This window comes from Lentzea sp. NPDC051208 (assembly GCF_040682435.1).
Taxonomy (GTDB): domain Bacteria; phylum Actinomycetota; class Actinomycetes; order Mycobacteriales; family Pseudonocardiaceae; genus Lentzea; species Lentzea kristufekii.
The window spans coordinates 76,868-102,869 of sequence record NZ_JBFBAW010000015.1; the positions used below are offsets into that span (position 1 = coordinate 76,868).

The following is a 26,002-nucleotide window of genomic DNA, read 5'->3' on the forward strand; positions in this document are numbered from 1 at the left end:
ATTCCCCGCAGCTGACATCCCCGGAGAGATTCGGCGCGTCTCTACGCACGAGAGGCCGCGCCGAGCGGCCTGTGGAAAACTGGGGTTTCATTTGCGTGCTTTGATCATCGGTGCCGCGGTCGTGCTGACCGCGGCACTGGCGCCCGGTGCCGCCCAGGCGGCACCTCCGTCCAACGACGACTTCGGCGGCGCCACCACGATCACCTCACTCCCGTTCTCGTCCACTGTGGACACCCGAGAGGGCACCGCGGCGGACGACGACCCTTCCCACTGCTGGTGGAGCACCAGCAGCGTCTGGTTCCGCTACACCGCACCATCCGACGGTTTCGTCCGGATGACGACCGACCGGCCGGACGACCAGAAGCCGGCCGTCTCCGCCTACACGGGCGAGCGGGGCGCGCTGACCTGGACACCGGGGGCCTGCCAGTACCCGCACGGCGGCGGTTCGGACACGTTCGCGGTGACCGCCGGCACCACCTACCACTTCCTGGCGCAGGACACGCGGTTCGCCGGGCCGGTGACGTTCGGGCTCGAGCTCGTGCCGCGGGCTGCCCACGACGATCAAGCGTCCGCCGCGGACATCCGGCTGGACGCCGACGTCGCCGGTGACACCGGGGCCGCCACGATCGAGACCGGCGAGACCAGGCCGGGCTGCGACAGTTCCTCCACCCGTTCGCTGTGGTTCCGCTACACGGCCGACCGTGCGCTGTTCGTCTCGGCGAAGGTCACCGAGAGCCGGAACAGCCCGGGTGTCGCCGTGTTCCGCGGCAGCGCTCTGGCCGAGGTGGACTGCCGGCAGAGCGCGCACGACCCGGCGATCTTCGCCACGACGCCCGGTGAGACTTACTACATCCGAGTCGCCGACGACGTGTACGGCGCGGGACCGCTGACGTTGCGGCTGGCCGAGGCGCCGCGGATCAAGCCCACCGCCTGGTGGGTGTCGCCGCAGCAGCCCGGCGTCTTCGACGACGTCCGGTTCGGCATCGATCCGGGCGATCCGGCGGGACGCTGGCTCGCGGGTGGCGAGGTGCGGTTCGGGGACGGCACGTCCGCCGCGATCCCGGCGGTGCCCGGCATGGCGGAGGTCTGGCACCGGTACGCCGCCGACGGCGAGTACGAGATCACGATCACCGGTTACACGGCGGACGGCCGATCCGGCTCCTCCACGCAGAAGCTGAAGGTCGAGACGCACGACGTGACCGTGTCGAACGTCGTCGCGCCCGCGACCGCGACGGCTGGCGAGACCGGGCGGGTCGAGGTGTCGGTCACCAGCACCCGCTACGCCGAGGGCATCGTCGTCGAACTGCTCCGCCGCAGGCCGGACGGCTACCACGACGTCGTCGGCACGGTGCGCGGACAGGTGGCGAAGGACGGCACGGTGGTCGTGCCGTTCACGTACACCTACTCCGCGGAGGACGCGGCGCTCGGCAAGGCGACGTTGAAGGCGCGGGTTCGCCTCGACGGCCGTGAGGACAACAACCCGGGCGACAACGAGCGCCAGGTCGAAACGACCGTGGTGGCAGCGAAGTAGGTCTGCCGGGCCGGGCACCGTCCTGTGAGGACGGTGTCCGGCCCGATCAGAAGCCGCAGCCCTCCGGCGACCAGTCCCGGGCGTTCGCGTCGCCGCCGTCCGCCCGGACGACCCGCACCTCGACGCACAGCGTGCCCGACGCGGTCAGCTCGACCGACGGCTCGCTGACGGTGCCCGTCTTGAGTTCGTCGTTGGTGCGCCAGACGAACGTGTCGCCGGGCTGCGGTGACGGGTAGGTCCACGAGAAGCGGAGCGTCTGCGGGTTCACGCGGGTCACGGTGACCACGACCTTGCCGACAGTTCCGCCCTCGGCCGCGCTGTCCGGCTGCGCCCCGGCCGGCAACCGCACGGAACCCCTGTCCTGCAGGAGAAGCGCGCTGGTGATGCCGACCACGGCGACGGCCCCGGCCACTCCGGCGTACAGCGGCCAGCGAGCCTTCCTGCGCGCGGGCGGACCGGCCGGGACGACGACCGCCGCCAGTGCGGCGGTCGGAGCCGACTCGTCGTGGATCTTCCGCAGCCGCTCGGCGAACTCGCCCGCCGACGCCGGTCGCACGGAGGGATCGGCGGACATCGCCTGGCGCAGCAGCACTTCCAGCGATTTCGGTGCCCTGCCCGACGGCGGTGCGGCGCTGAGCAGGATGCGCTGGGTGATCGCCACACGGGAGTTGTCGCCGCGGGGCACCACGAACGGCGAGTGGCCCGCGAGCAGGTGCCAGAGCGTCGCGCCGAGCGAGAAGACGTCCGCCCGGACGCTGTGCGCACCGCTGCTGAGCACCTCGGGCGCCGTCCACAGCAGGTGATCCCCGCCGGTGGCGCCGAAATCGGTCAGGTACACCTGCCCGTGCCCGTCGCGCAGCAGGTTGGCGGGCTTCACGTCGCGGTGCAGGACGCCTGCCTGGTGCGCGGCATGCAGCGCGTCCGCGACGGCGACACCGATCTCCAGCACACGTGCGAAGGGCAACGGTGCCGCGGCGGCCAGATCACCGTCCGGGAAGTACCGCATCACCACGTACGGCAGGCCCGCGCGGGTCCGTCCGGCGCGGTCGACGCTCGCGATGCCGGGATGCCGCAGACCGGCCACCGTCCTGATCTCGGCCACCCGCGGCGGGTCGACGAGCAGCTTCACCGCGATCTCACCGTCCGCGGCGCGGTACAGATGAACGGTCCTGCCTAGCGGTCGGGCGTACCGGAAGCCGGGGATCTCCGGTAACTCCTCTGTCATTCGCCACCTCTTGGCCGGCGGCGCCGGTCGGGTGGCCCCGCCCACCCGTCCGCGCCGGACACTCTGCAAGGGTTGGAATATTCCACTCCTGGCCAGACTGTCAACCGTCAAACCACCAGTTGAGACGCGGCGGGACCCCGGACGAGCGGACGGGCGCCCGGCCCGGGCGCCCGTCGCTCACCTCAGTGCCGGCCCCAGTTGGGGACGTCGTGGCCGTCCATCGTCACCTCGAACTGGTCGTACTTCGCCATCAGCGTCAGCAACTCGTCCTCGGAGGGCTTGTTGCCGTCGGCGTACATCTCGGCGAGTCCCCGGAAGTACTCCTCGCGGTTGAGCGCCGGGGTGAAGATGATCAGCATCGTCGCCTGGTCCTCGTACGGGTTGTGGAACCCGTGCGAGACGCCCATCGGCACGTTGACGTAGGTGCCGGGCGGTGCGGCGAACGACTTGCCGTCCAAGTGGAGCTCCACCATGCCGTGCAGGACGTAGAACGCTTCGAGCTGTTCGTTGTGGACGTGCGGCGAGGCGCCGGGCGCTCCGGGGGCCATCCGGTGCTCGTACAGACCGAGCCTGCCGTCCGTCTCACTGCCCCTGGCCTTGAAGGTCGTGTGGGTGGTCGTGCCGATCTGCACCGACTCGCCCTCGCCGGGAAGCAGGATGTTGGAGACTTGCGTCATGTCTGTTCACTCCTCGTTGCTGGCGATGTCGTCCTGGTTGAACCACGAGAGGTAACGCTCGCCCGTGTCCGGGAACACGGTGATCAAGTTCTTGCCCGCGCACTCGGGCCGTGCGGCCAGCACGCGGCAGGCGTGCGCCGCCGCGCCGGAGGAGACGCCGACCAGGAGTCCCGCCGTCCTGGCCAGTTCCCGCGCCGTGTCGTAAGCGTCCTCATCGGACACCGTCAGGACCTCGTCGATCAGGTCGACGTCGGTCGTCGCCGCGACGAAACCGCCGTTGAGGCCGGGGATGCGGTGCAGGCCGCCCCATCCCCGGCTGAGCACCGGTGATCCCTCGGGCTCCACGGCGACCACGCGGATCGCGGGGTTGCGTTCCTTGAGGTACTTCGCGGTGCCGCTGAGCGTTCCGCCGGTACCCACACCGCAGACGAAGACGTCCACCTCGCCGTCGGTGTCGTTCCAGATCTCCGGGCCGGTGGTCGCGTGGTGCGCGGCCACGTTGTCGGGGTTCTCGTGCTGGCAGGCGAACCACGACCCCGGCCGTTCGCGGTAGATCTCCTCGGCCTTGGCGATGGCCGCGACGTAGCCCTCCTGGTACGGGGTCAGCACGATCTCCGCGCCGAACGCCCGCAGCAGCTGGATGCGTTCGCTGGTCGCGCTGTCCGGCAGCACGATCACGCACCGGTAGCCGCGTGCGGCGGCGATCGCCGCCATGGAGATGCCGGTGTTGCCGGACGTCGCCTCGACGATGGTGCCCGAGCCCCTGGTGAGCTGCCCGCGCTCCTCCGCGCCGTTGATCATGTAGAGCGCGGCGCGGTCCTTGACGCTGGACAGCGGGTTGGCCATCTCCAGCTTGGCGTAGAGGTTCGCGGTCGTCACGCCGAGGTCGAGCTTCACGGTGGGCGTGCCGCCGATCAGGTCCACGAGCGACTCGGCGGGTGGTCGTTTGGTGAGCGGCTGACTGAGCCGGACGTTCACGAGCTCTCCGATCGGTTCGGTGTCACCAGCTGGGGAACACGGCCGCACCCTTGTGCTTCTGCCCCGCGACCACGACGGACTGGCGAGGCCTGGCCGCCTTCGCGACGCTGCGGCTCGACTTCAGGTTCGGGATGGAGAACGGCGCGAGGACCCGGGAGTCCGCCGGCACGTCCCGGATGACGAGCGCCTGGGCGCCCACCACGGAGTCGTGGCCGATGGTGACCGGACCGAGGATCGTCGCGTTGGCCCCGACGACGACCCGGTCGCCGAGCTTCGGGTGCCGCCGCGAGCCCTCCGGCCGCTGGTTGTCGTGCCACCACCCGACCGCGCCGAGCGTCACCTGGTGGAAGATCGTGACGTCGTCCCCGACGACGACCGTCTCGCCGATCACCACGCCCGCGCCGTGGTCGATGAAGAAACCACGGCCGATCGTCGCACCGGGGTGGATCTCGATCCCCCCGGTCAGCAGTCTCGCGATGACCATGACCAGCCGGGCGCCGCGCCGATGTCCTCGCAGGTGCAACCAGTGCGACACGCGATGTCCCCAGATCGCGATGACCGTCGGGTGCAGCAACGCCTCGCTGCGCGACAGGATCGACGGGTCGCGGTCCATGACCATGTCCAGGTCGGCGGTGATCACGCGGAGCAGCGCCCTCGCGTTCACCGGACCGCTCCCGCGGTCTCCTTCTCCTTGCGGAGCTGCCCCATCCTGTTCTCCGCGTAGGCCACGCCGACGAGCACGACCAGGCCACCGGCCAGGAGGTTCCACGTCACGTGCTCACCGAGGAACAGCACGCTGACGAGCACCGCGAACACCGGCACCACGTAGTTCACCGCGGAGGCCGTCGTGGCACCGACGTCACCGATGAGGCGGAAGTAGAGCACGTAGGCCAAGCCGGTGCTGAACAGTCCGAGCAGCACGATGCTCAGCGTCACCGGCCCGGTGAAGTCCGGCGTCCGCCAGCCGAGGAACGGCGTGACGACCGCCTGCAGCACGGCCGCGGACACGAGCTGCGACGCGGCCAGCGACAACGGGGCCAGGCCGAGCGGCGACAGGTACTTCCGCACGTACACGAAGCCGATCGCGTAGCTGATGGCCGCGCCGAAACAGGCCAGCCGCCCGCTGAGCGAGCCGAGCGACTCGTGCCACGGGCCGATCAGCAGCACCACGCCGACGAAGCCCAGTGCCAGGCCGACGGCCTTGCGGGAGGTCGCCCGCTCGGTCGGCAGCGCGGCGGTGGCGAGTGCCAGCGTCAGCAGCGGGGTGGCGCCGATCAGGACGCCCGCGATGCCGGCGCCGGTGGTCTTCTCGCCGTAGGACAGCAACAGGAACGGAATCACGTTGCCGAACAGGCCGGCGGCCGCGATGTGACCCCAGACCTGAACGGACCTCGGGAGGGCGACCTTGCGGATGGCCGCGATCGAGAGGAGCACGGCCGCGCCCAGGATGAGTCTGCTCAGCACCAGCTGTCCCGGTGTCAGACCTTCGAGGGACACCTTGATGAACGTGAAGCTGCTTCCCCAGAGCAGCGCCAGTAGCAGGAAGCGCGCGACGGATGCCTTGTCCATTGCTTCTCGATTCGGATCATCAGTCAGTAGTCGTTTGGACACTTCAGCAGAGGGGGCTCGGGGCGTACTAGAGCGAGCCGCACGCGGGGCAACCATTCGCGGCGCCCGACTGGTAGTAGCAGTGACGGACACAGCGGAAAGGCCGGAAGTGCTGCATTCACCTGAAGGGTTCGAGGAGTTCGTGGCGGTCGCGTCGCCACGGCTGCTGCGAACGGCTTTTCTGCTGACGCGGGACACCGGCCACGCGGAGGACCTGCTGCAGACGGCGCTGGCCAAGGCGTGGCGCTCGTGGCATCGCGTCGACGGCGACCCCGAGCCCTACGTGCGGCGGATCATCGTGACGTCCCACGCGACCTGGTGGCGGCGCCGGTGGAGAGGCGAGGAACCGACAGGTGAGCTGCCGGAACGTGCGGGCGAGCCGCCGCAGGACGCGGTCGGCGAGCGCGAGTGGCTCTGGCAGGCGCTGGGCCGGTTGCCGCGCAGGCAACGCGCCGTGCTGGTGCTGCGGTTCTACGAGGACCTCACCGAGGCTCAGGTGGCCGGGCTGCTCGGCTGTTCCGTCGGCACGGTCAAGAGCCAGGCGAGCAAGGCACTGGCGAAGCTGCGGCTCGACGACACGATCACGTTCGAAGGTGTGTGGCGATGAACCTGAGCGACCTCACCGAGGTGCTGCGCGAGCGCGCCGAGATCACCGACTCCGCCCACGAGGCACGCATGGCGGGCGTGCGGGCGAGGGTGACCGCGGGCAAGCGCCGCCGTGCCGTCCTGGGCGTCGCCGGCGTGGTGCTCGCGCTCGTCGGCATCGTCTTCGCGCTGCTCCCCCGCATCGAGCAGTCCGAACCCGCCGTGCCGCCACGCAGCCTGCCGGAGTACCAGGACGGCGCCCGGCTCGTCGCCCAGGCCTGGGGTGACCTCCCCTCGACCAGCACCACCCTGCGTTTCGTGCCGAAGTCGCTGGACCTCGTGCTGTTCACCCACTGCGAGACCGGACGGGGCGACGGCATGTTCACCACCCTGGTCGTCAACGGCCACCCCTACACCGAACGCGACGGGTGTGGCGGCTCGCGCAGGGTGCGCGACTGGGGCGTTTTCGACGTCGTGGTGGGGCAGCCGTCCGTCATCACGCTGACCGTGGAACCCCGGCGCACGACGGCCAAGGGCACGTTCGCCGTCGGTATCGGTGAGGTGGTACCGGTGAGCGAGTACTCGTTCCCCCCGCGCCCCCAGACGCTGGCGACGTTCCCCGCCACCCAGCCGGAGCCGGCGATCGTGCTGCGGCCCGACCCGGCGACTCCGGCTGGACAAAGGGAGGTCACGATCGAATGGCCGGGCGACAACCTGATGGAGTTGCGGTCGAACACACCCGGCAGGATCCGGGTGCTCGTCAACGACGTCGTCGTCCTGGACTACTCGCACTGGTCCTACGGCGTGGGCACCTCGTGGCTGCAGCCCTCCGACTGGGAGAACGTCGACGGGCTCGATCTCGCGAAGGGGCAGGCCGTCAAGATCACCGTCATCCCCGAACGCGTCACGGGCGACTGGGAGGTGACGCTCGCTGCTCAGTGAGGATCCGCGTCTGCTCGCGCAGCACGCCGATCGTGTTCGCCACCCAGTCGGCGATCACCGCCTGCTCGGCGGGCGTGTAGCGATCGGTCAGCTCGGCCATCGCCTTGCTCAACCCGGCGAAGGCGTCGCCGAACGCGCCGGGGACCGCCGTGATCACCAGCCGGCGGCGGTCCTCCAGGTCCGGCTCGCGGCGGGCCAGTCCGGCCCGCACGAGGCGGTCGACCACGCCGGTGACCGCACCGGGCGTCAGGCCGATCTCCCTGGCCAGCTCCCCCGCGGACACCGACCCGGCGCCCATGATCACGGCCAGCGCGCGCTGGTCGACGGCCGTCACCCCGAGGCTCGCGCCCACCGCCTCGTGGAACGCGACCACGGCGGTGCTGAGCTCACGTCCGGCGTCTCGACCTTCCACGCCGCCACTTTACCGCAGTCGATATTTCAGTATGCTGAACTAAATTGTTCAGTTGACTGAAGCATCGAGGGGGAACAGATGAGTGAGTTCACACTGGCGTTGGAGGTGCCGAGGTGGACCTGGTGGTGCTACACGCGTCACCTGGGGCTGGTGGTGGGCCTGTCCTTGATCGCGTCGGTCCAGCGGCTGATCACCGTGAACTGGTCGGAGGACATCAACCCCGTGGTCGCGACGGCCTCCGAGGTCGTCGTGCTCGCCGCCCGGATCGCGCTGGTGGTGCTCGTGTGGAGGATCGCCGTGGCCGGGCGGACGTTCCGCTGGAGCGCAGGCCGCGAGTTCGCGCGCCGGCACTGGCGCAGCCTCGTGTGGCAGGTCGTCTTCCTCGCGGTGGCGTTCGCGGTGTTCGAGGTGCTTGCCGAACACGTGGTGTCAGCGCTGCTGCCCCCGTCGGCCAGGCAGACCTACCTGGCCGTGCTGTTGTTCCTCAAGAACCCCACGATCATCGCGCTGACGTTCGTCTGGTGGATCGGCATCGTCAGGCAGACGTTCACCGACGTCTCGGAACGCCCTGTTGAGAGTGGAGTGCCCAGCTGACGGCCTAGGCTCTCGTGCCATGTTGGTCGGCCGGGATGGCGAACGGACCCAAGTCGAGCGGTTGCTGAGGGACGCGTCCTCCGGTGTCAGCGCGGCACTGGTCGTCCGGGGCGACGCGGGGATCGGCAAGTCCGCGCTGCTCGACCACGCCGTGGCCTCGGCCGGGGGCATGCGGGTGCTGCGCGGCGTCGGCATCGAATCCGAGGCCGAGCTGGCGTTCGGCGCGCTGCACCTGCTGCTGTACCCCTATCTGGACCGGCTCGACCTGCTGCCCGCCCCGCAGGCCGCCGCGTTGCGGGGCGCGTTCGGGCTGAGCAGCGACACGGCGACGCCGTTCCTGATCGGCGCGGCCACGCTGACGTTGCTGGCCGAACTCGCCGCGGAGCAACCGTTGTTGTGCGTGGTCGACGACGCGCAGTGGCTCGACCGCGGGTCGTCGGACGCGCTGCTGTTCGCGGCGCGCAGGTTCCAGGCGGACCCGGTGCTGATGCTGTTCGCGGTCCGCGACACGGCCGTGCCGTTCCCGACGCCCGGCATCGAGGAGCTGCGGCTGCCGGGCCTGGCGCCGGACGCGGCGGCGGGGTTGCTCGACGAGCGCAGTCCCGGACTGACGGCGCCGATGCGGGCACGGGTCCTGGAGGAGGCCGACGGCAACCCGCTCGCGTTGCTCGAACTCGGCGCGGCAAGGCTTGCCGCGCAACGGGAAGGGCGGGCGGAGCCGGCGCACCAGGTCGGGCCGTTGCCGGTCACCCTGCGGGTGCGGGACGCGTTCCACGCGCAGATCACCGGGCTGCCTCTTGCGTCCCAGTCGATCCTGCTGGTCGCCGCCGCCGACCGCTTCGCAGGCATGGACACGGTGCTGCGCGTCGCCCGTGCGCTCGGCGCGGACACCGCCGACCTGGACCCGGCCGAACGCGCGGGCCTGATCAGCGTGACGGACGGGGAGCTGACGTTCCGGCACCCGCTCGTGCGCGCCGCTGCCTACCAGTGCGCCACCCACCACCAGCGGATCGCGGTCCACCGGGCCTTCGCCGACGCCCTCGTCTCCCCGGAGGTCCTCGACCGCCGGGCCTGGCACCTCGCGGCCGCCACCACCGAACCGGACGAGGCGGTGGCCGCCGAGCTCGAACGCACCGCGCTGCGGGCCGAACGGCGGGGCGGGGCCATGGCCGTGTCCGCCGCGTACGACCGCGCCGGCCGGCTGAGCGTCGACCCCGAGCTCAAGGCACGGCGCATCGCCAAGGCGGCGCTCGCCGCCTACGACGCGGGCAAGCCCGACCGCGCGGCCCGCCTGGCCGTCGAGGTGACGTCCCTCGCCACCGATCCGGCCGTCATCGCGGACGCGACGCTGCTGCGGGGGCAGATCGAGTACGAGCGGACGTCCCCCGAGGCGGACGCCGCGCTCGCGGCCGAGGCGGCGAAGCTGGTCAAGGAAAGCGATCCCGAACGGGCCGTCGTCATGCTGACCGAGATGATCTGCGCCGGCCGGGACGCGGGCGCCCTGCCGGTGGTCGCCGAGGGCGGGCGGATGATGGCCGGGCTGGCGCTGCGGCCGGGATCGCGGCCGCGCCTGGCCGCCGACGCGCTCATCAGCTGGGGCGACCTGCTGAGCGGCCGGCCCGAGCACGCCCGCGCTCCGCTGCGCGCGATGCTGGAGATCGGTCACCTGCCGGACGAGGACGTCATGCACCGGGTCGTCGCCGGGTTCAGCGGCCTGATGCTCGCCGACGACCACGCGACCATCGCGGCGATGGAGGCGATGGTGGCGGAGGCGCGCGCCACCGGAGCGTTGACCTGGATCCCTTACGCACAGGAGATCCTCGCCTTCGCCCAGGCGTTGCACGGCGACTTCGTCGCGGCGCGGACCAGCCTGGCCGAGGCGGTCGCGCTGAGCACCGAGTTCGGCATGGCCATGGAGGTCGCCGTGCTGCGGTCGACGTCCGTGTGGCTGGCCGCGGTGACGGGCGACGAGGCGCGCTGCCGTGAGCTCGCCGCCGAGGTGCTGCCGGTGCTGCGGGGACGTCACGCCGTCGGCACCGCGATGGTGGGGTGGGGCCTCGGGCTGCTCGACCTGGCCGCGGGGCGGTACGGCGCGGCGTTCGACGCGCTGCACGCCGTGTGCACCAGCCCGGCCAGGTACGACTTCCTCGTCCGCGCCGTCCCGGACCTGGTGGAGGCGGCGGTCCGCGACGGCCGTCCCGAGCGCGTCACCGAGCAGCTCACGGCGTTCGACCGGTGGGCTGCGCACGTGGACAGTCCTGTCGCGGCAGCGCTGTCGCGGCGCTGCCACGCGATGGTCGAGGACTCGGAAGAGCACTACCGGGCGGCGCTCGACCTGCACGACGGGCGGTTCGACCTCGCCAGGACCCGGCTGCTGTACGGCGAATGGCTGCGCCGCCGGAGACGGCGCGGCGAGGCGCGCACCGAACTGGCCGCCGCTCTCGCCGGTTTCACCCGGCTGGGCGCGTCGACCTGGCAGGCACGGGCGACGGCCGAACTCACCGCCCTCGGCGAACGCCCCGCGCCCGAACCGGCCGACGTGCTGAAGAACCTGACCCCGCAGGAGGTGCAGGTCGTCCGGCTGGCGGCCACCGGCCTGAGCAACAAGGAGATCGGCGCGCACCTGTTCCTGAGCCCTCGCACCATCGGCCACCACCTGTACCGCGCCTACCCGAAACTGGGCGTCACCAAGAGGATCGAACTGACGCAGCTCGGCCTCGGATGACTTAACCGCGACCGCTCCCGCCGGTCCCACGCCAGTCACGTGACCGATGTGGACCAGGGCGACCACGGCATAGCTTCTTCCCCGACGAGAAGGAGAAGAAGATGTTGCTGGAGAACAAGACCGCGGTGATCTACGGGGGCGGCGGCTCGATCGGCGGCGCGATGGCGGACGCCTTCGCCGCCCAGGGCGCGCGGGTCTTCCTGGCCGGCCGGACGCCCGCGAAGCTCGACACCGTCGCGGAGCGGATCCGTTCGGCGGGCGGCCAGGTGGAGACGGCCGTCGTCGACGCGATGGACGCCTCCTCGGTGAACGACCACATCGACGCCGTCGCGGAGAAGGCCGGCAGCGTGGACATCTCGGTCAACGTCATCACCGGCGAGGGGATCTTCCAGCCCTTGGCCGAGATTTCCACGGAGGACTTCGCCGCGTCCATCGGCAGGGCCCTGACCACGCAGCTGATCACCACCAAGGCCGCGGCCCGGCACATGGTGAAGCAGGAGTCCGGCGTGCTGCTCTTCTTCGGCGGCTCGGACCACGCGAACATCAGCCCCGGCATGGGCAACGTGCAGATCGGTTTCGACGCCGTCGAGTCGTTGCGCCGCCAGTGGGCCGTGGAACTGGCACCGCACGGGGTCCGCACAGTGACGCTGCTGACCGGCGGCATCATCGACACCTTCCCGGACACCCCGGAGATGGAAGGCCCCCGGCAGCACATCGTCGACGCGTCGCCGTTCAAGCGCGCCGCGACGATGGCCGACGTGGGCAACGTCGCCGCGTTCGTCGCGTCGGAGCACGGCCGCAGCATCACCTCGACGCAGGTCAACATCTCCTTCGGCGCCTGCTACGGCTGATCCGCGGACCGGGTCACCTCCGAGGACGGCCGTACCTGCCGGGAGTCACGCCGAACCAGCGGCGGAACGCGTGGGTGAAGCTCGCGGCCTCGGCGAAACCGAGCCGTTCGGCCACCGCCTCGACCGACAGTTCCCCGTCGGTCAGGAGCCGCACGGCTCGTTTCGCGCGGACCTCGTCCAGCAGTGCCTGGTAGCTCGTGCCGGACGTGGCCAGGCGGCGGCGCAACGTGCGCGGACTGATGCCCAGCGTCCGTGCCACCGCGGACATGCTCTCCTCGAACCGCACCGAGGACTCGAGCAGGCGGCGCACCTCCTGGGTGACCCCCGGACTCTCCCTGCGGCGCGCGGCGAGGGTCCGGCACTGCTCCTCGCACATCGCCGTCGTCTCCGGACTGGCCAGCCGGAGGGCCTCGGCCAGCACCGAGACGTCCACAACGGACTGATCGGCGCCCGCCGCGAAGCGTGGCCGGACACCGAAGACCTCTTCGTGCCCGCGGACGTCCGGCGGTTCGGCGTGGGCGAAGTCGACACCCAGGACCGGCACGGCACCGGTCAGCAGCTCCCCCACGACGGTGTGGATCGCGGCGAGGTCGCGTTCGACCAGGAACGACGCCACCTCGTCCGGCAGCGCACCGCTGTCGAGCGCCAGCACGAGCCGGTCGCCGTCGATCACGGCGGTGGGGGCGGTGAACGCGAAGCTGAGGTCGAGGTAGCGCAGGGCCGTGGTGATCGCGTCCTGGAGGGTGGCCGCGCTGAGGAACGCGTAGCCCAGCACGCCGAACGTGGTGGCGTGGTACCGGCGTCCGACGGCGACACCCGCGTGCGGCAGCAGGCCGGCGAGGTTGCGCACGACCGCGAGCTCCTGGCGGGCCTCGATCTCGGCGACCGGGTCGGCGAGCAGCGCGGCGTCGATCTCGCTGCCGTCGAGCAGGCTGTCCGCCGCCAGCCCGTGCTCGGCGCCGAAGCGCAGCAGGAGTGCGACGCTCGCGACGCCGCGGGGGAAGTCCCAGTGCCGGACGACCGGCTCGGCCAACGACCTCATGGCCGCGATTGTCAACTGCGCGGCCGGTGTTGTCCTGGTGCGAACGGGTGGTTGTTCCTAGCGTCGATCACGTGAGAGCACAACCCGAGGTGGTCGTCATCGGTGCCGGGTTCGGCGGGCTGGGTGTCGCGTTGTCGTTGCACAGAGCCGGGTTCGACCGGTTCACGGTGCTGGAGCGGGCGAGCGACGCCGGCGGCGTCTGGCGGGACAACACCTACCCCGGCGCGGCCTGCGACGTGCCGTCCTCGCTCTACTCGTACTCCTTCGCCCCCAGCACCTCGTGGCCACGCCGGTACTCGGCCCAGCCGGACATCCTGCGCTACCTGCGCACCACGGCGGCCGTGGTGCGCGACCGGATCAGGTTCGGCGCCGAGGTGGTGGCGGCCTCGTTCGACGAGACGCGCACCCGGTGGCGGGTCGACCTGGCCGACGGCGGCACCGTCGAGGCCGACGTGCTGGTCTGCGCGGTGGGACAGCTCAGCACGCCGTCGATCCCGGCTCTGCCGGGCCTCGGCAATTTCACCGGAGAGGTGTTCCACAGCGCCGCGTGGCGCCACGACGTCGACCTGCGCGGCAAGCGGGTGGCCGTGGTCGGCACGGGTGCGAGCGCGGCCCAGTTCGTGCCGCGGATCGCGCCGGTCACGGGCCGCCTGACGGTGTTCCAGCGGTCGGCCCCGCACGTGCTGCCGAAGCCCGACGCGCGGCTGACCGGCCGGTCGCACCCGTCGAGGTTGCGTGCCGCGCGAGGCGGGGTGTGGCTCGCGGGCGAGGCGCTGACCGGGTTGCTCAACGCCGGACGGCTGTCCCGCGCACTCGTCGCGGCCGTCGCCGCCGCGCACCGCCGGGTCCAGGTCCGCGACCCCGCGCTGAGGGCGGCTCTGCGGCCGGCCACGCAGCCCGGCTGCAAGCGGGTGCTGTTCAGCAACGACTGGTACCCGGCCCTGACCCGGCCGGACGTCGGCGTGGTGACCGAGCCGATCACCGAGGTGACCGAGAACGGCCTGCGCACGGGCGACGGGCGCGAGCACCCCGCGGACGTGCTGATCTGGGGCACCGGGTTCACGGTCGCCGGCTTCGGACTCCCCCTGCGGATCACCGGGCGCCGCGGTCAGGACCTCGCCGGGGCGTGGGCCGGTCGTGCCCGCGCCCACCTGGGCCTGACCGTCCCCGGCTTCCCGAACCTCTTCCTGGTCTACGGCCCGAACACCAACCTCGGGGGCAACTCGGTGATCACCATGATCGAGGCGCAGTGCCGGTACGTGGTGTCCGCCGTGCGCCACCTCGCGGAGACCGGCACGGTGCTGGAGGTGCGCCGCGACGTGGCCGAGGCGTTCGACCGCGAGATGACCGCCAGGCTGGCCAAGGGCGTGTGGAGCACGTGCTCGTCGTGGTACCGCACCGCCGACGGGGCGATCACCACCAACTGGCCGGGAGGCACCTGGGAGTACCTGCGCCGCACCGCACGGCTGCGGGCGGAGGACTTCGAACCCGTCCACAGCACCGTGGAGGTGTGAGCCGTGGACTACGACGTGCTCGTCATCGGGTCGGGGTTCGGCGGCGCGGTGACCGCGCTGCGGCTGACGGAGAAGGGCTACCGCGTCGGCGTGCTGGAGGCCGGGCGGCGCTTCGCCGACCACGAGCTGCCCGAGACGTCCTGGCAGGTGCGCGACTACCTGTTCGCCCCGTCCCTCGGCTGCACCGGCATCCAGCGGATCACCGCGCTGCGCGACGTCGCCGTGCTCAGCGGAGCAGGTGTCGGCGGCGGATCCCTGGTGTACGCCAACACCCTGTACCGGCCACCGGCGTCCTTCTTCCGCGACTCCCGCTGGGAGCACATCACCGACTGGGAGGACGAGCTCGCCCCGCACTACGACCAGGCGTCACGGATGCTCGGGGTGGCCGACAACCCGTGTCGGACCGACGGTGACCGGTTCCTGCGCGACGTGGCGATCGACCTCGGCGTCGAACCCACGTTCCGCACCTCCCAGGTCGGAGTCCACTTCGGACCGAGCGGCACGGATCCCTACTTCGGCGGCGCCGGACCGAAGCGGGACACCTGCGTCGGTTGCGGCTCGTGCATGACCGGCTGCCGTCACAACGCGAAGAACACGCTGCCGAAGAACTACCTCCACCTCGCCGAACGAGCCGGGGCGCAGGTGTGGCCGTTGACCACGGTCGTGGACGTGCGACCGCACCTGAGCGGGTACAAGGTGACCGCACGACGCACCGGAGGACGGGCGACGCGTACGTTCACCGGCTCGCAGGTCGTGTTCGCCGCGGCGTCACTGGGCACGCAACGGCTGCTCCACCGCATCCGCGACCGCGGTGGCCTGCCCGGTCTCTCGCCGCGGCTCGGGTTCCTGTGCCGCACCAATTCCGAGGCCGTGGTGGCCGTGCGGACGCCCGGCGGCCGGGTGGACCACTCCCGCGGTCTCGCCATCACGTCGTCCATCCACCCGAACGCCGACACGCACGTCGAGGTGGTCCGGTACGGAAGGGGCAGCAACCTCATGGGACTGCTGATGACGACGCTGGTCGACGGTGGTCCCGCGCGGTTGCGCCGCGGCCTCGCCCAGCTCCTCCGCGAACGCGGCTCGGTGCTGCGCATGCACACGCCGCGCGCGTGGTCCGAGGAGACGATCGCCCTGCTGGTCATGCAAAGTCTCGACAACTCGCTCACCACCGTGTCCAGGCGCGGGCGGATGACCACCACGCAGGGCGAGGGCGCTCCGAACCCGTCCTGGATCCCCGCCGGGCACGACGTGGCGCGGCGGCTCGCGGCCAAGGCGGGCGGGGTGGCCAGAGGGGCGTGGACGGACCTGGTGGACATCCCGCTGACCGGGCACCTCATCGGCGGCTGCGTGATCGGCGACTCCCCCGCCACGGGCGTGGTCGACCCGTACCAGCGCGTGTACGGCTGTCCCGGCCTGCACGTCGTCGACGGCTCCGCGATCCCGGCGAACCTCGGCGTGAACCCGGCGCTGACCATCACCGCGCTCGCGGAGCGGGCGATGTCGTTGTGGCCCAACAAGGGCGAGCCTGATCCGCGTCCGGAACCGGGCGCCGCATACTTGCGGGTGAACGCCGTGGCACCGCGCCGTCCGGCGGTCCCGGACGGCGCGCCCGCCGCGTTGCGTCACGACGTGGAGGTGCACGATGCCGAGTGAGTGGCCCGCCGAGCCGTGGGACCTGCACGGACAGGGCTGGCTCACCTTGTGGACGGCACCACGTTCGGCCGTGCCCCTGCCACCGCCGGACGTGGTGCCGTTGAGCCTGTTCGGCCGAGTGCTGGTGGTGTCGGCGTTCGTCGACTACCAGCCGCCCGGTGTACTGGCCTACCACGAGGTGATGGCCGCGGTTTTGGTGCGCCGGAAGGCCCGTCCCGGTCTGTCCATTCTGGACATCATGGTGGACGACAGCGCCTCCCAGCAGGGTGCGCGAGCACTGTGGGGAATCCCGAAACTGCTGGCGGGCTTCACCTTCTCCACCGAGCCGCACCTCGATGCGACAGCTCACGACGAAGGCGACGTCATCGCTTCCGCCACCGAGACCCGCAGATCGTCGCGATCATTTCCCGTCCGCTTGACCACGTCGGTCTGGCAGACCCTGCGCGGCAAAACACAGCGCACGGAACTACGCACGTCCGCTCGGGTCAGCCTCACCCGCCTGCACTGGCGCATCACGCCGGACGGCGAACTCGGCTGGCTCCGCGCGGCGCGGCCACGCCTGCACCTGGCCGTCTCCACCCTGCACATGCGATTCGGATCTCCCTGACGATCTCATGAGGAGAAGCTCATGCGCGTTCTCGCGATCACACTCGCCCTGGTGGCCTCGACGCTGGCCACACCGGCGTTAGCCGCGCCACCGGACTACGGCCTACAGGGCGCGTATCCGGTGGCGTACAGCGATGTCACCGCCGTGGCGGGCGGCAGGTCCGTCCCGGCGCGGGTGCACTACCCGGCGACGGCCTCGGGCGTGAACCAGCCGGTCGCCACCGGCCGGTTCCCCGCGATCGCCTTCGGGCACGGCTTCTTCCAGGCCACGTCGAAGTACACGAGCACGAGCACGCACCTCGCCTCGTGGGGCTTCGTCGTGGTGGTGCCCACGACCCAGGGCGGTCTGAGCCCCAGTCACAGCGCCTTCGCCGACGACCTCAACACCGGCCTCACCTGGCTCGTCGCCCAGGACGGCACGGCGGGTTCCCGTTTCCGGGAGCACATCACCACCACGGCGCTGGGTGTCTCGGGGCATTCGATGGGCGGAGGCGCCGCCGTCCTCGCCGCCGCGCGCAACCCGAAGATCACGGCGGTCTCGACCTACGCGGCGGCGGAGACCAACCCCTCCGCGAAAGCGGCGGCCGCGACGCTGCGGGTGCCGGCGCAGTTCCTCGCCGGATCGCAGGACACGATCACCCCGGTCGGTGAGCACCAGCGGCCGATGTTCGCGGCCAAGCCGCCGTCGAAGCAGCTCCGCACCATCACCGGCGGCTTCCACTGCGGCTTCATGGACTCGTCGGGACTGTTCTGCGACAACGGTTCCATCACCAGGGCCGCTCAGCTCGTCGCGGCGAAACGGGTGCTCACGTCGTGGTTCCGCCACTACCTCGCCGGCGACGCGGCGGCCCGTGACTTCGTCTGGGGCACTCCCGCCCGCACCGACTCGGCGGTGACGTTCGAGGGAACCGAGTGACCGTCACGGCCAGAGCGTTGCCGCCGTGCGAACGAACGAAGCCAAGGCCTGCGACCGGTTGCCCGGCTGCCACGCGAGCACCGTGGTGACGTCGGGAGCGTCGACGACGGGCACGGCGACGTGCTCCGGCCACTGCCAGGCGCGGCTGGAGGCGGGGATGACGAGCAACGTCCTGCCGAGCGCCACGAGCTGAGCGAGCTTCGACTGCGTGCGCACCTCCGGACCCGGTCCGTCCGGATAGGACCCGTCGAGCCGGGGCCACCGGGCGATCGGCAGGTCCGGCACGTCGCGGACCTCGGCGAACGTGAGCTGATCACGTGCCGCGAGGGGGTGCGCCGCGGGCAGGATCGCGACCTGACCCTCCGTCAGGAGGTCCTCGGTGTCGAACCCGGCGAGGTCGTCGAACGGACGGTGCATGATCGCGACGTCGGCGCTTCCGTCGCGCAGCAGCCCCGCCTGCTCGCCGACCTCGCACAACAACACCTCGACCGGCGTCTCGGCCTCGGCCGCGCCGAGCAGCCGTTGCAGCAGTTCGTGGGACGCCCCCGCCTTGGTCACGAGCACCAGTGGCCGGCGGGGGTCTCCCGCGCGGCGCGTCCGGCGCGCGGCGGCCGCGACCGCGTCGAGCGCCGGGCGTGCCTCGTGCAGCAGCACCCGGCCCGCGTCGGTGAGCGCCACGCCCCGGCGGTCGCGGTCGAGGAGCTGGACGCCGAGCCGGTGCTCCAGCTGCCGGATCGCGCGGGACAGCGGCGGCTGGGCGATCCCGAGTCGTTCGGCGGCGCGGCCGAAGTGCAGCTCCTCCGCGACGGCGACGAAGTAGCGGAGTTCGCGGGTCTCGAGATCGTGCACGCACTTCAGCGTACTGATACCCGTGGAGTATCACAGCGTACTGAATCGATCTTGGACAGGTCGCGCCCTCTGCGCCGAGCATGGCTCACGTGAGCGACAACAGGACCGCGCTGGTCACCGGCGCGAACAAGGGAATCGGTTTCGCCATCGCCCAGGGTCTCGGGGCGATCGGGTTCACCGTGGCGGTGGGGGCACGTGACGACCTCCGGCGCGCGGATGCCGTGGAACGCCTGCGCGCCAACGGCATCGACGCGTTCGGGGTCGCGCTCGACGTCACCTCCGACGACAGCGCCACCGCCGCGGCGAAGGCCATCGAGCAGACGACGGGCCGGCTCGACGTGCTCGTCAACAACGCGGGCATCAGCGGGCGCACCGACGGCGGCGTCCAAAATCCGTCCACATTGGACCTGGACGTTGTGCGCACGGTGTTGGACACCAACGTGTTCGGCGTCGTGCGCGTGACGAATGCGATGTTGCCGCTGCTGCGCGAGGCGGAATCACCGCGCATCGTCAACATGTCCAGCAACATGGGTTCACTCGCGCTGCAGACCGGGCCGCCGCTCGCCGCCTACGCACCGTCGAAGACGATGCTCAACAGCATCACCGCGCAGTACGCCCGCGAACTAGCGGACACGAACGTCATCGTGAACGCCGCCTGTCCCGGTTACGTCGCCACCGACTTCACCGGCTTCGCCGCGCCGCGCACGGCGGAGCAGGGTGCCGCGATCGCCGTCCGGCTCGCCACCCTGCCGGACGACGGGCCGCGCGGCGGCTTCTTCGACGACGACGGCGTGATTCCCTGGTGACGTCAGAGTCCGGCGAGGCGGACGACCGCGGCGAACCCGTCATCGGTGCCGGGCCAGTGCGCGCGGACGGCGTCGATGCCCGCGCGGCGGACCACGCCGCGCAGCACGGCCGTGACGATGATCGCGTCGTCCGCGTACCCGAGCACCGGGATGAAGTCCGGGATCAGGTCGATCGGCAGGGCGAGGTAGACCATCAGGAGCCAGAGCCGGACCCGGACTCCGCGCGGCAACGACCTGCCCGCGGCGAGCCTGCGCACGAGGCGCAGCACGTCGGGCAACAGGCGCAGCGCCTCGCGCAGCAGGCCTCCGCGCGGGCGGACGACCACCAGCGCGACGATCAGCGCCAGCCAGGTCAGTGCCAGGGCGACCGCCACGCCGATCAGCAGGTCCCACCAGAACGAACCGGTCACGCCCGGTCCGCGAGGCGCTCCACGTCGGCGACCTTCCCGGCGAGGATCAGCACGTCACCGCTCTCGATCACGGTGTCCGCGGTGGCATAGGTGAAACCGTCCCCCGGACGCTTCACCCCCACCACCGTCACCCCGTACTTGGCCCGCAGCTTGCTCGTGCCGAGCGGCTTGCCGATCGCCTCCTTCGGCGGCCGGGCCTTGATCATCGCGTAGTCGTCCTCGATCTCGATGTAGTCGAGCACGCGGCCGGCCACGACGTGCGCGACGCGTTCGCCCATCTCGTGCTCGGGCAGTACGACGTGGTGGGCGCCGACGCGTTCGAGGATGCGGCCGTGCTCCCGGCTGATCGCCTTGGCGAAGATGTCCGGGATGCCGAAGTCGACCAGCACGGCGGTGGTCAGGATGCTGGCTTCGAGGTTGTTGCCGATGCCGACGACCGCGCGCTGGAACTCGTCGACTCCCAGCTGGCGCATGACCTCGGCGTCGGTGGTGTCGGCGACGACGGCGTGGGTGACGTCGTCGGCGTAGCGCTGGATCAGCTTCGGGTCCGAGTCGATCGCCATGACCTCGGTGCCCAGGGCGATCAGTTCGAGCGCGACCGACCTGCCGAAGCGGCCCAGACCGAGCACTACGACGCGGGACGGGTGCTTATCCGACAATGGGTCGCTCCTCGGGTAGTTCGTAGCGCCGGCGGCGTTCCCGCAGCGCCAGGGACGAGACCAGGGTGATCGGCCCGACCCTGCCGATGAACATGAGCACGATGATGACGAACTGCCCGGTCGGGGACAGCTGCGGGGTGATGCCGGTGGACATGCCGACGCCGCCGAACGCCGCCGTGGTCTCGACCAGCACGGCGTCGAGGCGGAACGAGGTGGTGGCGAGCAGGACGAGCGTCGCGACCATCACCACGCCCACGCCCAGCAGCGCGACCGTGACCGCCTGGCGCTGCACCTCCGCGCTCAGCCGGCGGCCCATGACGTGCACGCTGGGCTCGGCGCGGACCTCGGCCAGCAGCACGAACGCGAGCAGCGCGAACGTCGTGACCTTGATGCCGCCCGTGGTGCCCGCGCTGCCGCCGCCGACGAACATCAGCACGTCGTACACGAGCAGGGTGGCGGGTTGCAGCTGCGCCACGTCGACGGTGTTGAACCCGGCCGAGCCGGGCATGACGCCGTGGAACAGTCCGATCAGGAGCTTGTCGCCGACGCCGTACGGCCCGAGCGTGCCCGAGCGGGCCCATTCCACGACGAGCACGACCAGGGCGCCGAACGCCATCATGCCCAGGTACACGGGCACGGTGATCTTGGTGTGCAGCGACCACCGCTTGCGACGGCGGCGCAGGAGCTCGAACAGCACCGGGAAGCCCAGCCCGCCCAGCACCGAGAGCGCCACGATCGGCAGGCACACCCACGGATCGGTGGCGTACCGCATGAGGCTGTCGGGGTAGAGCGCCAGGCCGACGCTGTTGAACGACGAGATCGAGTGGAAGACCCCGGAGTACAGCGCGCTCCCGAACGACTCGCCGTAGCCGAGCCAGAACCGCAGCGCCAGCACGACCGCGCCGATCGCCTCCACGACCAGGCTGACCGTGACCACGCCCGCGACGACCCTGCGGACCTGGCCGAGATTCAGCGTGTTCGTCTCGGCCTTCACGGTGAGCTGCATCTGCAGGTTCAGCCGGTGCGAGACCAGCAACGCCAGCACCGACGCGAGCGTCATGATGCCGAAGCCGCCGATCTGCCACAGCACCAGCAGCAGCACCTCGCCGAACACCGACCAGTGCGAGCCGGTGTCGACCACGGCAAGCCCCGTGCCGCTGATGCCGGAGGCCGCCGTGAACAGCGCGTCCATGAACCCCGTGGCCTGGCCCGACTCGGCCGAGACCGGCAGCATCAGCAGCACGGTGCCGGCGACGGTGGCCGCCAGGAAGGCGAGTACGACGAGGCGGGCGGGGTGCCGCCACCCGTTGATCACCGCGACAGCCTAGATCGTCCGGCCCGGCACGTCGGGACGCGCCCGGACGTGCCGGGCACGGGTTCACCCGGATCCGGCGGGACACGGCCGGACATGGGTGGGACCGCGCCGGAGGCAGCCGCGCGGGCACGGCGGGGGCACTCGCGGCGGGCACGCCGGACGAGTCGCGGCGGGCACGCCGGACATGCCCGCGCACCTCGGCACACGCACACCAGGCACCCCAGCCGGACGTGCCGGGCGCAGCCTCACCGGGGTCCGGCGGGGCTGCGCCGTCCCGTCACCTCCCGGCGGCCTGCCGGTCCAGTTGCTCCCGCACGCTGCGCGGCCGCATGTCCGTCCAGTGCTGGTTCACGTGGTCGAGGCAGGCCTGGCGGCTGGACCGTCGCCGGCCAGAGGGCGGGCTGGCCCTCGTCGTTCACGACCACGAAGAAGCGGCCGTCCTCGTCATCAAATGGGCTCGTGCGCATGGAAGATTCCTGACTGGAGGGTGCGGTCGTCGGCACCCCGTTCAGCACCGCGAGGCCGTCCGGGCCGCACACCTCGATGGGCCCGAGAATCCTCACCTCGCCACCAGTTCCCGGCACATCGCTTTACGTTGGTGGTGCGCAACGCGCTGGTGGCAGCGCTGATCATGGGACGGAACCGGCAGTTCGCCGCTGCTCAGCGCAGCAGCTCCGCGAGGTGGACCACGTCGCCGCGAGCCCACGTGCGCTGCCCTCCGCCGTGCAGGACGACCCTCGCCTCGTCGTCGCCCAGGGCCACCTCGGCCACCTGGCCGATCGGTCCTATCGAGCCGTGCAGCCGGACGACGTCACCCGGCTCCAGTTCGCCCGCGCGACACGTGTCGACGTTGCGGGCCGTCGAGGCAGGCCGCAGCCGCGTCGTGAAGAGCCACCACGCCAGTCCGGACAGCACCGGGGCCGTCAACGTCAGGACACCGGCGGCGACCGGGAACTCGGTCACCAGCGCGGCCGCTCCGACCAGCGCCTGCAACAGCCCTGCCAGCGCGGCCAGCAGCACCGAGCTCACGGGATGATCGCCGACCTGCAGCCAGCCCGTCGTGCGCACCCAGCCCTCGGCGGTCAGCCCGCGCGGCCGTCCGCCGTCCACCCTCGTGGGCGTCGAGCCGGCGTCGGCCTGTTCGGCGAACAGGTCCAGATGTTCCTCAGTCCGCACGCTGCCACCTCAGCTGTCCCTTGGGGCCGCGGGTGCAGACGATCTCGGTCCCCTTGGGCGAGGTCTTGCGTGCCCCTTCGAGGAAGCAGCGCCTGCCCACGAACCTGCCGAGCCACTCCTCGTCGCCGGGCTCCGCGGTGGTCGTGGACGGAGGCTGCGGGGACGGCTTCTCGATCGTCGTGGTGATCACGGGCGGCGGTGGCGTCGTCGTTGTCGTCGGGACCGGCGTGGTGGTGGACGAGGTCTGCGGCGTGCTGGACGACGTCGCGAACACGTCGTCGCGGTAGCCGGTGCACCCACCCGCCCACAAGCCGCGGCGTTGCCGGCGCGCGGCCGACTCGACCGGTGCGAGATCCCCGCGAGCCGCCAGGTCCGCGGACGCCGTGCCCTCACCGACGACCGTCTGCGCGTAGTCCGTCCCGTCCGGCAGCTCCACGTCGACCAGGAGCCGATCGGTGCCGGTCTCGCCGTCGCTCTTGGCGGTGAGCCGCACCTTCTTGCCGCGCAACAGGTTCTCCGCGGCCGCCAGGGACTGCGACTGCCAGCAGGGCGCCGCGTTCACCCCGGCGACGCGGGCACCGAAGACCCGTCCGGTGTCGGGCTCGACGCCTTCGAACAGGTCCACCCCGGACACCGCGCGGACGGTCACCTCGAAGGAGTCGCCCCGGTGCACGGCCACCCCGGGCCCGCCGCGTTCGGAGGGACGCGCGTCGCCGCTGAAGCCGGCCGCGCCGGTGACGGCGAGCGCCCCGAGGACGCCGGCACAGGCGATCGCGAGTCTCGTCCGCTGGCCGCTGCGCCACCAGAAGCGGCGAACGGGCCCCGGACTCGTGGGCTCGGAGGCGTTGAGCAAAGGGCGCTCCCAGCTGGTTCGTCGTTGTCCGAGGCAGTGTTGTCGCAGGTAGCACGGCCGTCAAGAACGAAAAGGGTTCAATCGGCTTCCTATGTGATCCTTCACAGAACGCCCGCTGTGATCGCATCCGCACACACCGCGACCCGTCGTAGCGTGCACGTCGGCAGAAATTTTTCGTTATCACCGGCCGCCGGGGACATCTCCTGGTCAGAGACCCCGGACTGGCAAGTGAGGTGGGCATGGCGATGACCGAGGAACCCGGCGTCGCGACGGTGACGGCCGCGCGGGACGGCGACCAGCGTGCGCTCGACGACCTGGTGAGCGGGTACCTGCCCCTCGTCTACAACATCGTCGGGCACGCGCTCGGCGGTCACCCGGACACCGACGACGTGGTCCAGGAGACCATGCTGCGCGCGGTGCACGGCCTGCCGGGGCTGCGCGATCCCGCCGGGTTCCGGTCGTGGCTCGTCGTGATCGCCATGAACCAGATCCGGCTGCGCCACCGCGACCACCAGCGCCTGCCGATCACCGGCCCGGTGCCGGAGGACGTGGCCGACCCCGGCGCGGACTTCGTCGACCTCACGATCATGCGGCTGCAGCTCTCCGGACAGCGCCGGGAGGTCGTCACGGCCACCCGGTGGCTCAGCGAGGACGAACGCGAACTGCTGTCGCTGTGGTGGCTGGAGGCGGCCGGACGGCTGACCCGCGCGGAGGTCGCCACCGCGCTGGAGCTCACGCCGCAGCACACCGCCGTGCGCGTGCAACGGGTCAAGGCCCAGCTCGACGCCGCGCGCATCGTCGTGCGGACGCTGGAGCGCACACCGCGCTGCCCGGAACTGGCCCACGTCGTCGCGGAGTGGGACGGCGTGCCCAGTCCGTTGTGGCGCAAGCGGATCGCCCGGCACAGCCGGGACTGCGCCCGCTGCGAACGCTGCGGGCGCGACCTCGCGTCCGTCGAAGGGCTGCTCGCGCGACTGCCCCTGGTGCCGCTGCCCGCCGCGTTCGGGTTCGACCCGGCCGCGCTCACCGGGTCGCACGTGTCGATCACCCAGGTCACCTCCACTCCCGTCACCGGCGGCAAGGTCAGCCTGCTGCTGAAGGGCGCGCTGGTGAAGCCCCTCGCGGCCGCCGCGGCCGCGGTGCTGGCGGCCGGCGTCGTGGTCGCCGTGCTGCCCTCGGGCGAGGAGCCGGTCGCCCGCGCGATCCCGGTGGCCACCGCCGAGAGCACGACGTCCCCGCCGGCCACCACCACCTCGTCCGTCCCGTCATCGGCACCGCCGTCGACGACCACCACGTCCGCCAAGCCCGTGCCGCCGCCCGCCGTTCCCGTGACGGCGTCGGTGAAGAAGGGCGTGAGCACCTGGAACTTCGACGGTGTCGGCAAAGCGCTCACCGACGTCCGCGCGGGCTGGTACTACAACTGGGCCGCGCACCCGGACGGTGTCCCCACGCCTCCTAACGTCGAGTTCGTGCCGATGATCTGGGGCGCGAAGTTCACCGACGACGCGACCCTGGCCAAGGCGAAGGCGAACGGCAAGGTGCTGCTCGGCTTCAACGAGCCGGACTTCCCCGACCAGGCGAACATGACCCCGGAACAGGCGCTCGACCTGTGGCCGAAGCTGGCCGCGACCGGCCTGCGCCTCGGCAGCCCGGCCGTCGCGCACAGCGGCGACAAGGCGGGCGGCTGGCTCGACCGGTTCATGACCGGTGCGGCCCAGCGAGGCCTGCGCGTCGACTTCGTCACGGTGCACTGGTACGGCTCCGACTTCAGCGACGCCGCCGTCGGGCACCTGCGGAACTACCTCGCCGCGGTGCACGCGCGGTACGGCAAACCGATCTGGCTGACCGAGTACTCGCTGATCGACTTCTCCGGCGGCACGGCCCGCTTCCCGACCCGGGCACAGCTCGCCGCCTTCGCGAAGGGCTCCAGCGCGATGATGGAGGGCCTCCCGTACGTCGAGCGCTACGCCTGGTTCGCACTGCCCGCGGACAAGCCCGGCACCGGCCTCTACACCCCCGGCGGCACCCCGAACGAGGCCGGTGAGGCGTACCGCGCCGCGGGCTGATCCGCCGTC

Annotated in this window: 25 protein-coding genes and 1 pseudogene; 12 read left to right on the plus strand and 14 right to left on the minus strand. The window is 71.4% G+C overall.

Annotated elements, in window-relative coordinates:
- Nucleotides 1-100: 100 nt before the first annotated feature.
- Nucleotides 101-1,531, plus strand: a complete 1,431-nt coding sequence (locus AB0M48_RS32070; RefSeq protein WP_363849102.1) for a hypothetical protein — start codon at nt 101-103, stop codon at nt 1,529-1,531.
- A 46-nt stretch (nt 1,532-1,577) separates the two neighbouring features.
- Here AB0M48_RS32070 and AB0M48_RS32075 read toward each other — a convergent pair whose 3' ends face one another.
- The 5 genes from AB0M48_RS32075 to AB0M48_RS32095 all read right to left on the minus strand — a co-directional run bounded on the left by AB0M48_RS32075 (nt 1,578) and on the right by AB0M48_RS32095 (nt 5,980).
- Nucleotides 1,578-2,756, minus strand: a complete 1,179-nt coding sequence (locus tag AB0M48_RS32075; RefSeq protein ID WP_363849104.1) for a serine/threonine-protein kinase — start codon at nt 2,754-2,756, stop codon at nt 1,578-1,580.
- Between the two features lie 182 nt (nt 2,757-2,938).
- Nucleotides 2,939-3,433 (minus strand): cupin domain-containing protein, encoded by a 495-nt coding sequence (locus tag AB0M48_RS32080; RefSeq protein WP_363849106.1) that lies wholly within the window; start codon nt 3,431-3,433, stop codon nt 2,939-2,941.
- 6 nt (nt 3,434-3,439) lie between these two features.
- Complete coding sequence (cysK, locus tag AB0M48_RS32085) at nt 3,440-4,411, minus strand: cysteine synthase A (protein ID WP_363849108.1); 972 nt, start codon at nt 4,409-4,411, stop codon at nt 3,440-3,442.
- Nucleotides 4,412-4,433: 22 nt separating this feature from the next.
- Nucleotides 4,434-5,075: a serine O-acetyltransferase EpsC gene (gene epsC / locus AB0M48_RS32090; RefSeq protein ID WP_363849110.1), complete on the minus strand. Its 642-nt coding sequence runs from the start codon at nt 5,073-5,075 to the stop codon at nt 4,434-4,436.
- Complete coding sequence (locus AB0M48_RS32095) at nt 5,072-5,980, minus strand: DMT family transporter (RefSeq protein WP_363849112.1); 909 nt, start codon at nt 5,978-5,980, stop codon at nt 5,072-5,074. Before AB0M48_RS32095 ends, epsC begins: the two co-directional genes overlap by 4 nt.
- A gap of 121 nt (nt 5,981-6,101) precedes the next feature.
- On the opposite strand from AB0M48_RS32095, the gene AB0M48_RS32100 reads away from it, so the two are divergent.
- Both AB0M48_RS32100 and AB0M48_RS32105 read left to right on the plus strand, forming a co-directional pair.
- Nucleotides 6,102-6,626 carry a SigE family RNA polymerase sigma factor gene (locus AB0M48_RS32100; protein ID WP_363849114.1) on the plus strand — a complete coding sequence of 175 codons (525 nt, stop codon included), beginning with the start codon at nt 6,102-6,104 and terminating at the stop codon, nt 6,624-6,626.
- Nucleotides 6,623-7,546 carry a hypothetical protein gene (locus AB0M48_RS32105; protein ID WP_363849116.1) on the plus strand — a complete coding sequence of 308 codons (924 nt, stop codon included), beginning with the start codon at nt 6,623-6,625 and terminating at the stop codon, nt 7,544-7,546. The genes AB0M48_RS32100 and AB0M48_RS32105 overlap by 4 nt, the downstream gene beginning before the upstream one ends.
- Here the strand turns inward: AB0M48_RS32105 and AB0M48_RS32110 are convergent.
- Entirely contained in the window at nt 7,509-7,958 is a 450-nt protein-coding gene (locus AB0M48_RS32110; protein ID WP_363849118.1) for a MarR family transcriptional regulator, read from the minus strand. The genes AB0M48_RS32105 and AB0M48_RS32110 overlap by 38 nt on opposite strands.
- Nucleotides 7,959-8,036: 78 nt before the next feature.
- Between AB0M48_RS32110 and AB0M48_RS32115 the strand changes: the two genes are divergently transcribed.
- From AB0M48_RS32115 to AB0M48_RS32125, 3 genes are all read left to right on the plus strand, one after another.
- Nucleotides 8,037-8,552, plus strand: coding sequence for a hypothetical protein (locus AB0M48_RS32115; RefSeq protein ID WP_363849119.1), 516 nt, complete (start codon nt 8,037-8,039; stop codon nt 8,550-8,552).
- A gap of 19 nt (nt 8,553-8,571) precedes the next feature.
- Nucleotides 8,572-11,277 (plus strand): AAA family ATPase, encoded by a 2,706-nt coding sequence (locus AB0M48_RS32120; protein WP_363849121.1) that lies wholly within the window; start codon nt 8,572-8,574, stop codon nt 11,275-11,277.
- Nucleotides 11,278-11,378: 101 nt separating this feature from the next.
- Nucleotides 11,379-12,128, plus strand: a complete 750-nt coding sequence (locus AB0M48_RS32125; protein WP_363849123.1) for an SDR family oxidoreductase — start codon at nt 11,379-11,381, stop codon at nt 12,126-12,128.
- A 13-nt stretch (nt 12,129-12,141) separates the two neighbouring features.
- Here the strand turns inward: AB0M48_RS32125 and AB0M48_RS32130 are convergent, their stop codons facing one another.
- Nucleotides 12,142-13,170 carry an AraC family transcriptional regulator gene (locus AB0M48_RS32130; RefSeq protein WP_363849125.1) on the minus strand — a complete coding sequence of 343 codons (1,029 nt, stop codon included), beginning with the start codon at nt 13,168-13,170 and terminating at the stop codon, nt 12,142-12,144.
- A gap of 71 nt (nt 13,171-13,241) precedes the next feature.
- Here AB0M48_RS32130 and AB0M48_RS32135 point away from each other — a divergent pair, with 71 nt between their 5' ends.
- Genes AB0M48_RS32135 through AB0M48_RS32150 form a run of 4 tightly spaced genes read left to right on the plus strand, consistent with a single transcriptional unit; the run spans nt 13,242 to nt 17,859 of the window.
- Nucleotides 13,242-14,684 carry an NAD(P)/FAD-dependent oxidoreductase gene (locus tag AB0M48_RS32135; protein ID WP_363849127.1) on the plus strand — a complete coding sequence of 481 codons (1,443 nt, stop codon included), beginning with the start codon at nt 13,242-13,244 and terminating at the stop codon, nt 14,682-14,684.
- Between the two features lie 3 nt (nt 14,685-14,687).
- Nucleotides 14,688-16,337: a GMC family oxidoreductase gene (locus AB0M48_RS32140; protein ID WP_363849129.1), complete on the plus strand. Its 1,650-nt coding sequence runs from the start codon at nt 14,688-14,690 to the stop codon at nt 16,335-16,337.
- Entirely contained in the window at nt 16,327-16,944 is a 618-nt protein-coding gene (locus tag AB0M48_RS32145) for an acetoacetate decarboxylase family protein (protein ID WP_363849131.1), read from the plus strand. The genes AB0M48_RS32140 and AB0M48_RS32145 overlap by 11 nt, the downstream gene beginning before the upstream one ends.
- Before the next feature lie 21 nt (nt 16,945-16,965).
- A complete protein-coding gene (locus tag AB0M48_RS32150) occupies nt 16,966-17,859 on the plus strand; it encodes a dienelactone hydrolase family protein (RefSeq protein WP_363849133.1) in 894 nt (297 codons plus the stop codon).
- A 3-nt stretch (nt 17,860-17,862) separates the two neighbouring features.
- On the opposite strand, the gene AB0M48_RS32155 is transcribed toward AB0M48_RS32150, so the two are convergent.
- Nucleotides 17,863-18,708: a LysR family transcriptional regulator gene (locus AB0M48_RS32155; protein WP_363849135.1), complete on the minus strand. Its 846-nt coding sequence runs from the start codon at nt 18,706-18,708 to the stop codon at nt 17,863-17,865.
- Nucleotides 18,709-18,788: 80 nt separating this feature from the next.
- On the opposite strand from AB0M48_RS32155, the gene AB0M48_RS32160 reads away from it, so the two are divergent.
- Nucleotides 18,789-19,514: an SDR family oxidoreductase gene (locus tag AB0M48_RS32160; protein ID WP_363849137.1), complete on the plus strand. Its 726-nt coding sequence runs from the start codon at nt 18,789-18,791 to the stop codon at nt 19,512-19,514.
- A 2-nt stretch (nt 19,515-19,516) separates the two neighbouring features.
- Here the strand turns inward: AB0M48_RS32160 and AB0M48_RS32165 are convergent, their stop codons facing one another.
- The 6 genes and pseudogenes from AB0M48_RS32165 to AB0M48_RS32190 all read right to left on the minus strand — a co-directional run bounded on the left by AB0M48_RS32165 (nt 19,517) and on the right by AB0M48_RS32190 (nt 23,927).
- Complete coding sequence (locus AB0M48_RS32165; RefSeq protein ID WP_363849139.1) at nt 19,517-19,924, minus strand: DUF1232 domain-containing protein; 408 nt, start codon at nt 19,922-19,924, stop codon at nt 19,517-19,519.
- The gene (locus AB0M48_RS32170; RefSeq protein ID WP_363849141.1) at nt 19,921-20,583 is read right to left on the minus strand and encodes a TrkA family potassium uptake protein; all 663 of its coding nucleotides are present in this window, start codon (nt 20,581-20,583) and stop codon (nt 19,921-19,923) included. The genes AB0M48_RS32165 and AB0M48_RS32170 overlap by 4 nt, the downstream gene beginning before the upstream one ends.
- Entirely contained in the window at nt 20,573-21,898 is a 1,326-nt protein-coding gene (locus AB0M48_RS32175; RefSeq protein WP_363849143.1) for a potassium transporter TrkG, read from the minus strand. The genes AB0M48_RS32170 and AB0M48_RS32175 overlap by 11 nt, the downstream gene beginning before the upstream one ends.
- A gap of 277 nt (nt 21,899-22,175) precedes the next feature.
- Nucleotides 22,176-22,365 (minus strand): annotated as a pseudogene (locus tag AB0M48_RS32180) (MbtH family NRPS accessory protein).
- A 193-nt stretch (nt 22,366-22,558) separates the two neighbouring features.
- Nucleotides 22,559-23,074, minus strand: coding sequence for a hypothetical protein (locus AB0M48_RS32185; protein ID WP_363849145.1), 516 nt, complete (start codon nt 23,072-23,074; stop codon nt 22,559-22,561).
- A complete protein-coding gene (locus AB0M48_RS32190) occupies nt 23,064-23,927 on the minus strand; it encodes a hypothetical protein (protein WP_363849147.1) in 864 nt (287 codons plus the stop codon). The genes AB0M48_RS32185 and AB0M48_RS32190 overlap by 11 nt, the downstream gene beginning before the upstream one ends.
- A gap of 245 nt (nt 23,928-24,172) precedes the next feature.
- Here AB0M48_RS32190 and AB0M48_RS32195 point away from each other — a divergent pair, with 245 nt between their 5' ends.
- Nucleotides 24,173-25,993, plus strand: coding sequence for a sigma-70 family RNA polymerase sigma factor (locus AB0M48_RS32195; protein WP_363849149.1), 1,821 nt, complete (start codon nt 24,173-24,175; stop codon nt 25,991-25,993).
- The last annotated feature ends 9 nt before the right edge of the window (nt 25,994-26,002 follow it).

Bases quoted from the DNA above. Each gene is read 5' to 3' on its own strand.
- AB0M48_RS32115 (WP_363849119.1), top strand. From the start codon at position 8,037: ATGAGTGAGTTCACACTGGCGTTGGAGGTGCCGAGGTGGACCTGGTGG.
- AB0M48_RS32150 (WP_363849133.1), top strand. From the start codon at position 16,966: ATGCGCGTTCTCGCGATCACACTCGCCCTGGTGGCCTCGACGCTGGCC.
- AB0M48_RS32080 (WP_363849106.1), bottom strand. From the start codon at position 3,433: ATGACGCAAGTCTCCAACATCCTGCTTCCCGGCGAGGGCGAGTCGGTG.
- AB0M48_RS32125 (WP_363849123.1), top strand. From the start codon at position 11,379: ATGTTGCTGGAGAACAAGACCGCGGTGATCTACGGGGGCGGCGGCTCG.
- AB0M48_RS32130 (WP_363849125.1), bottom strand. From the start codon at position 13,170: ATGAGGTCGTTGGCCGAGCCGGTCGTCCGGCACTGGGACTTCCCCCGC.
- AB0M48_RS32120 (WP_363849121.1), top strand. From the start codon at position 8,572: ATGTTGGTCGGCCGGGATGGCGAACGGACCCAAGTCGAGCGGTTGCTG.
- AB0M48_RS32145 (WP_363849131.1), top strand. From the start codon at position 16,327: ATGCCGAGTGAGTGGCCCGCCGAGCCGTGGGACCTGCACGGACAGGGC.
- AB0M48_RS32105 (WP_363849116.1), top strand. From the start codon at position 6,623: ATGAACCTGAGCGACCTCACCGAGGTGCTGCGCGAGCGCGCCGAGATC.
- AB0M48_RS32075 (WP_363849104.1), bottom strand. From the start codon at position 2,756: ATGACAGAGGAGTTACCGGAGATCCCCGGCTTCCGGTACGCCCGACCG.
- AB0M48_RS32195 (WP_363849149.1), top strand. From the start codon at position 24,173: ATGACCGAGGAACCCGGCGTCGCGACGGTGACGGCCGCGCGGGACGGC.
- AB0M48_RS32160 (WP_363849137.1), top strand. From the start codon at position 18,789: ATGGCTCACGTGAGCGACAACAGGACCGCGCTGGTCACCGGCGCGAAC.
- AB0M48_RS32095 (WP_363849112.1), bottom strand. From the start codon at position 5,980: ATGGACAAGGCATCCGTCGCGCGCTTCCTGCTACTGGCGCTGCTCTGG.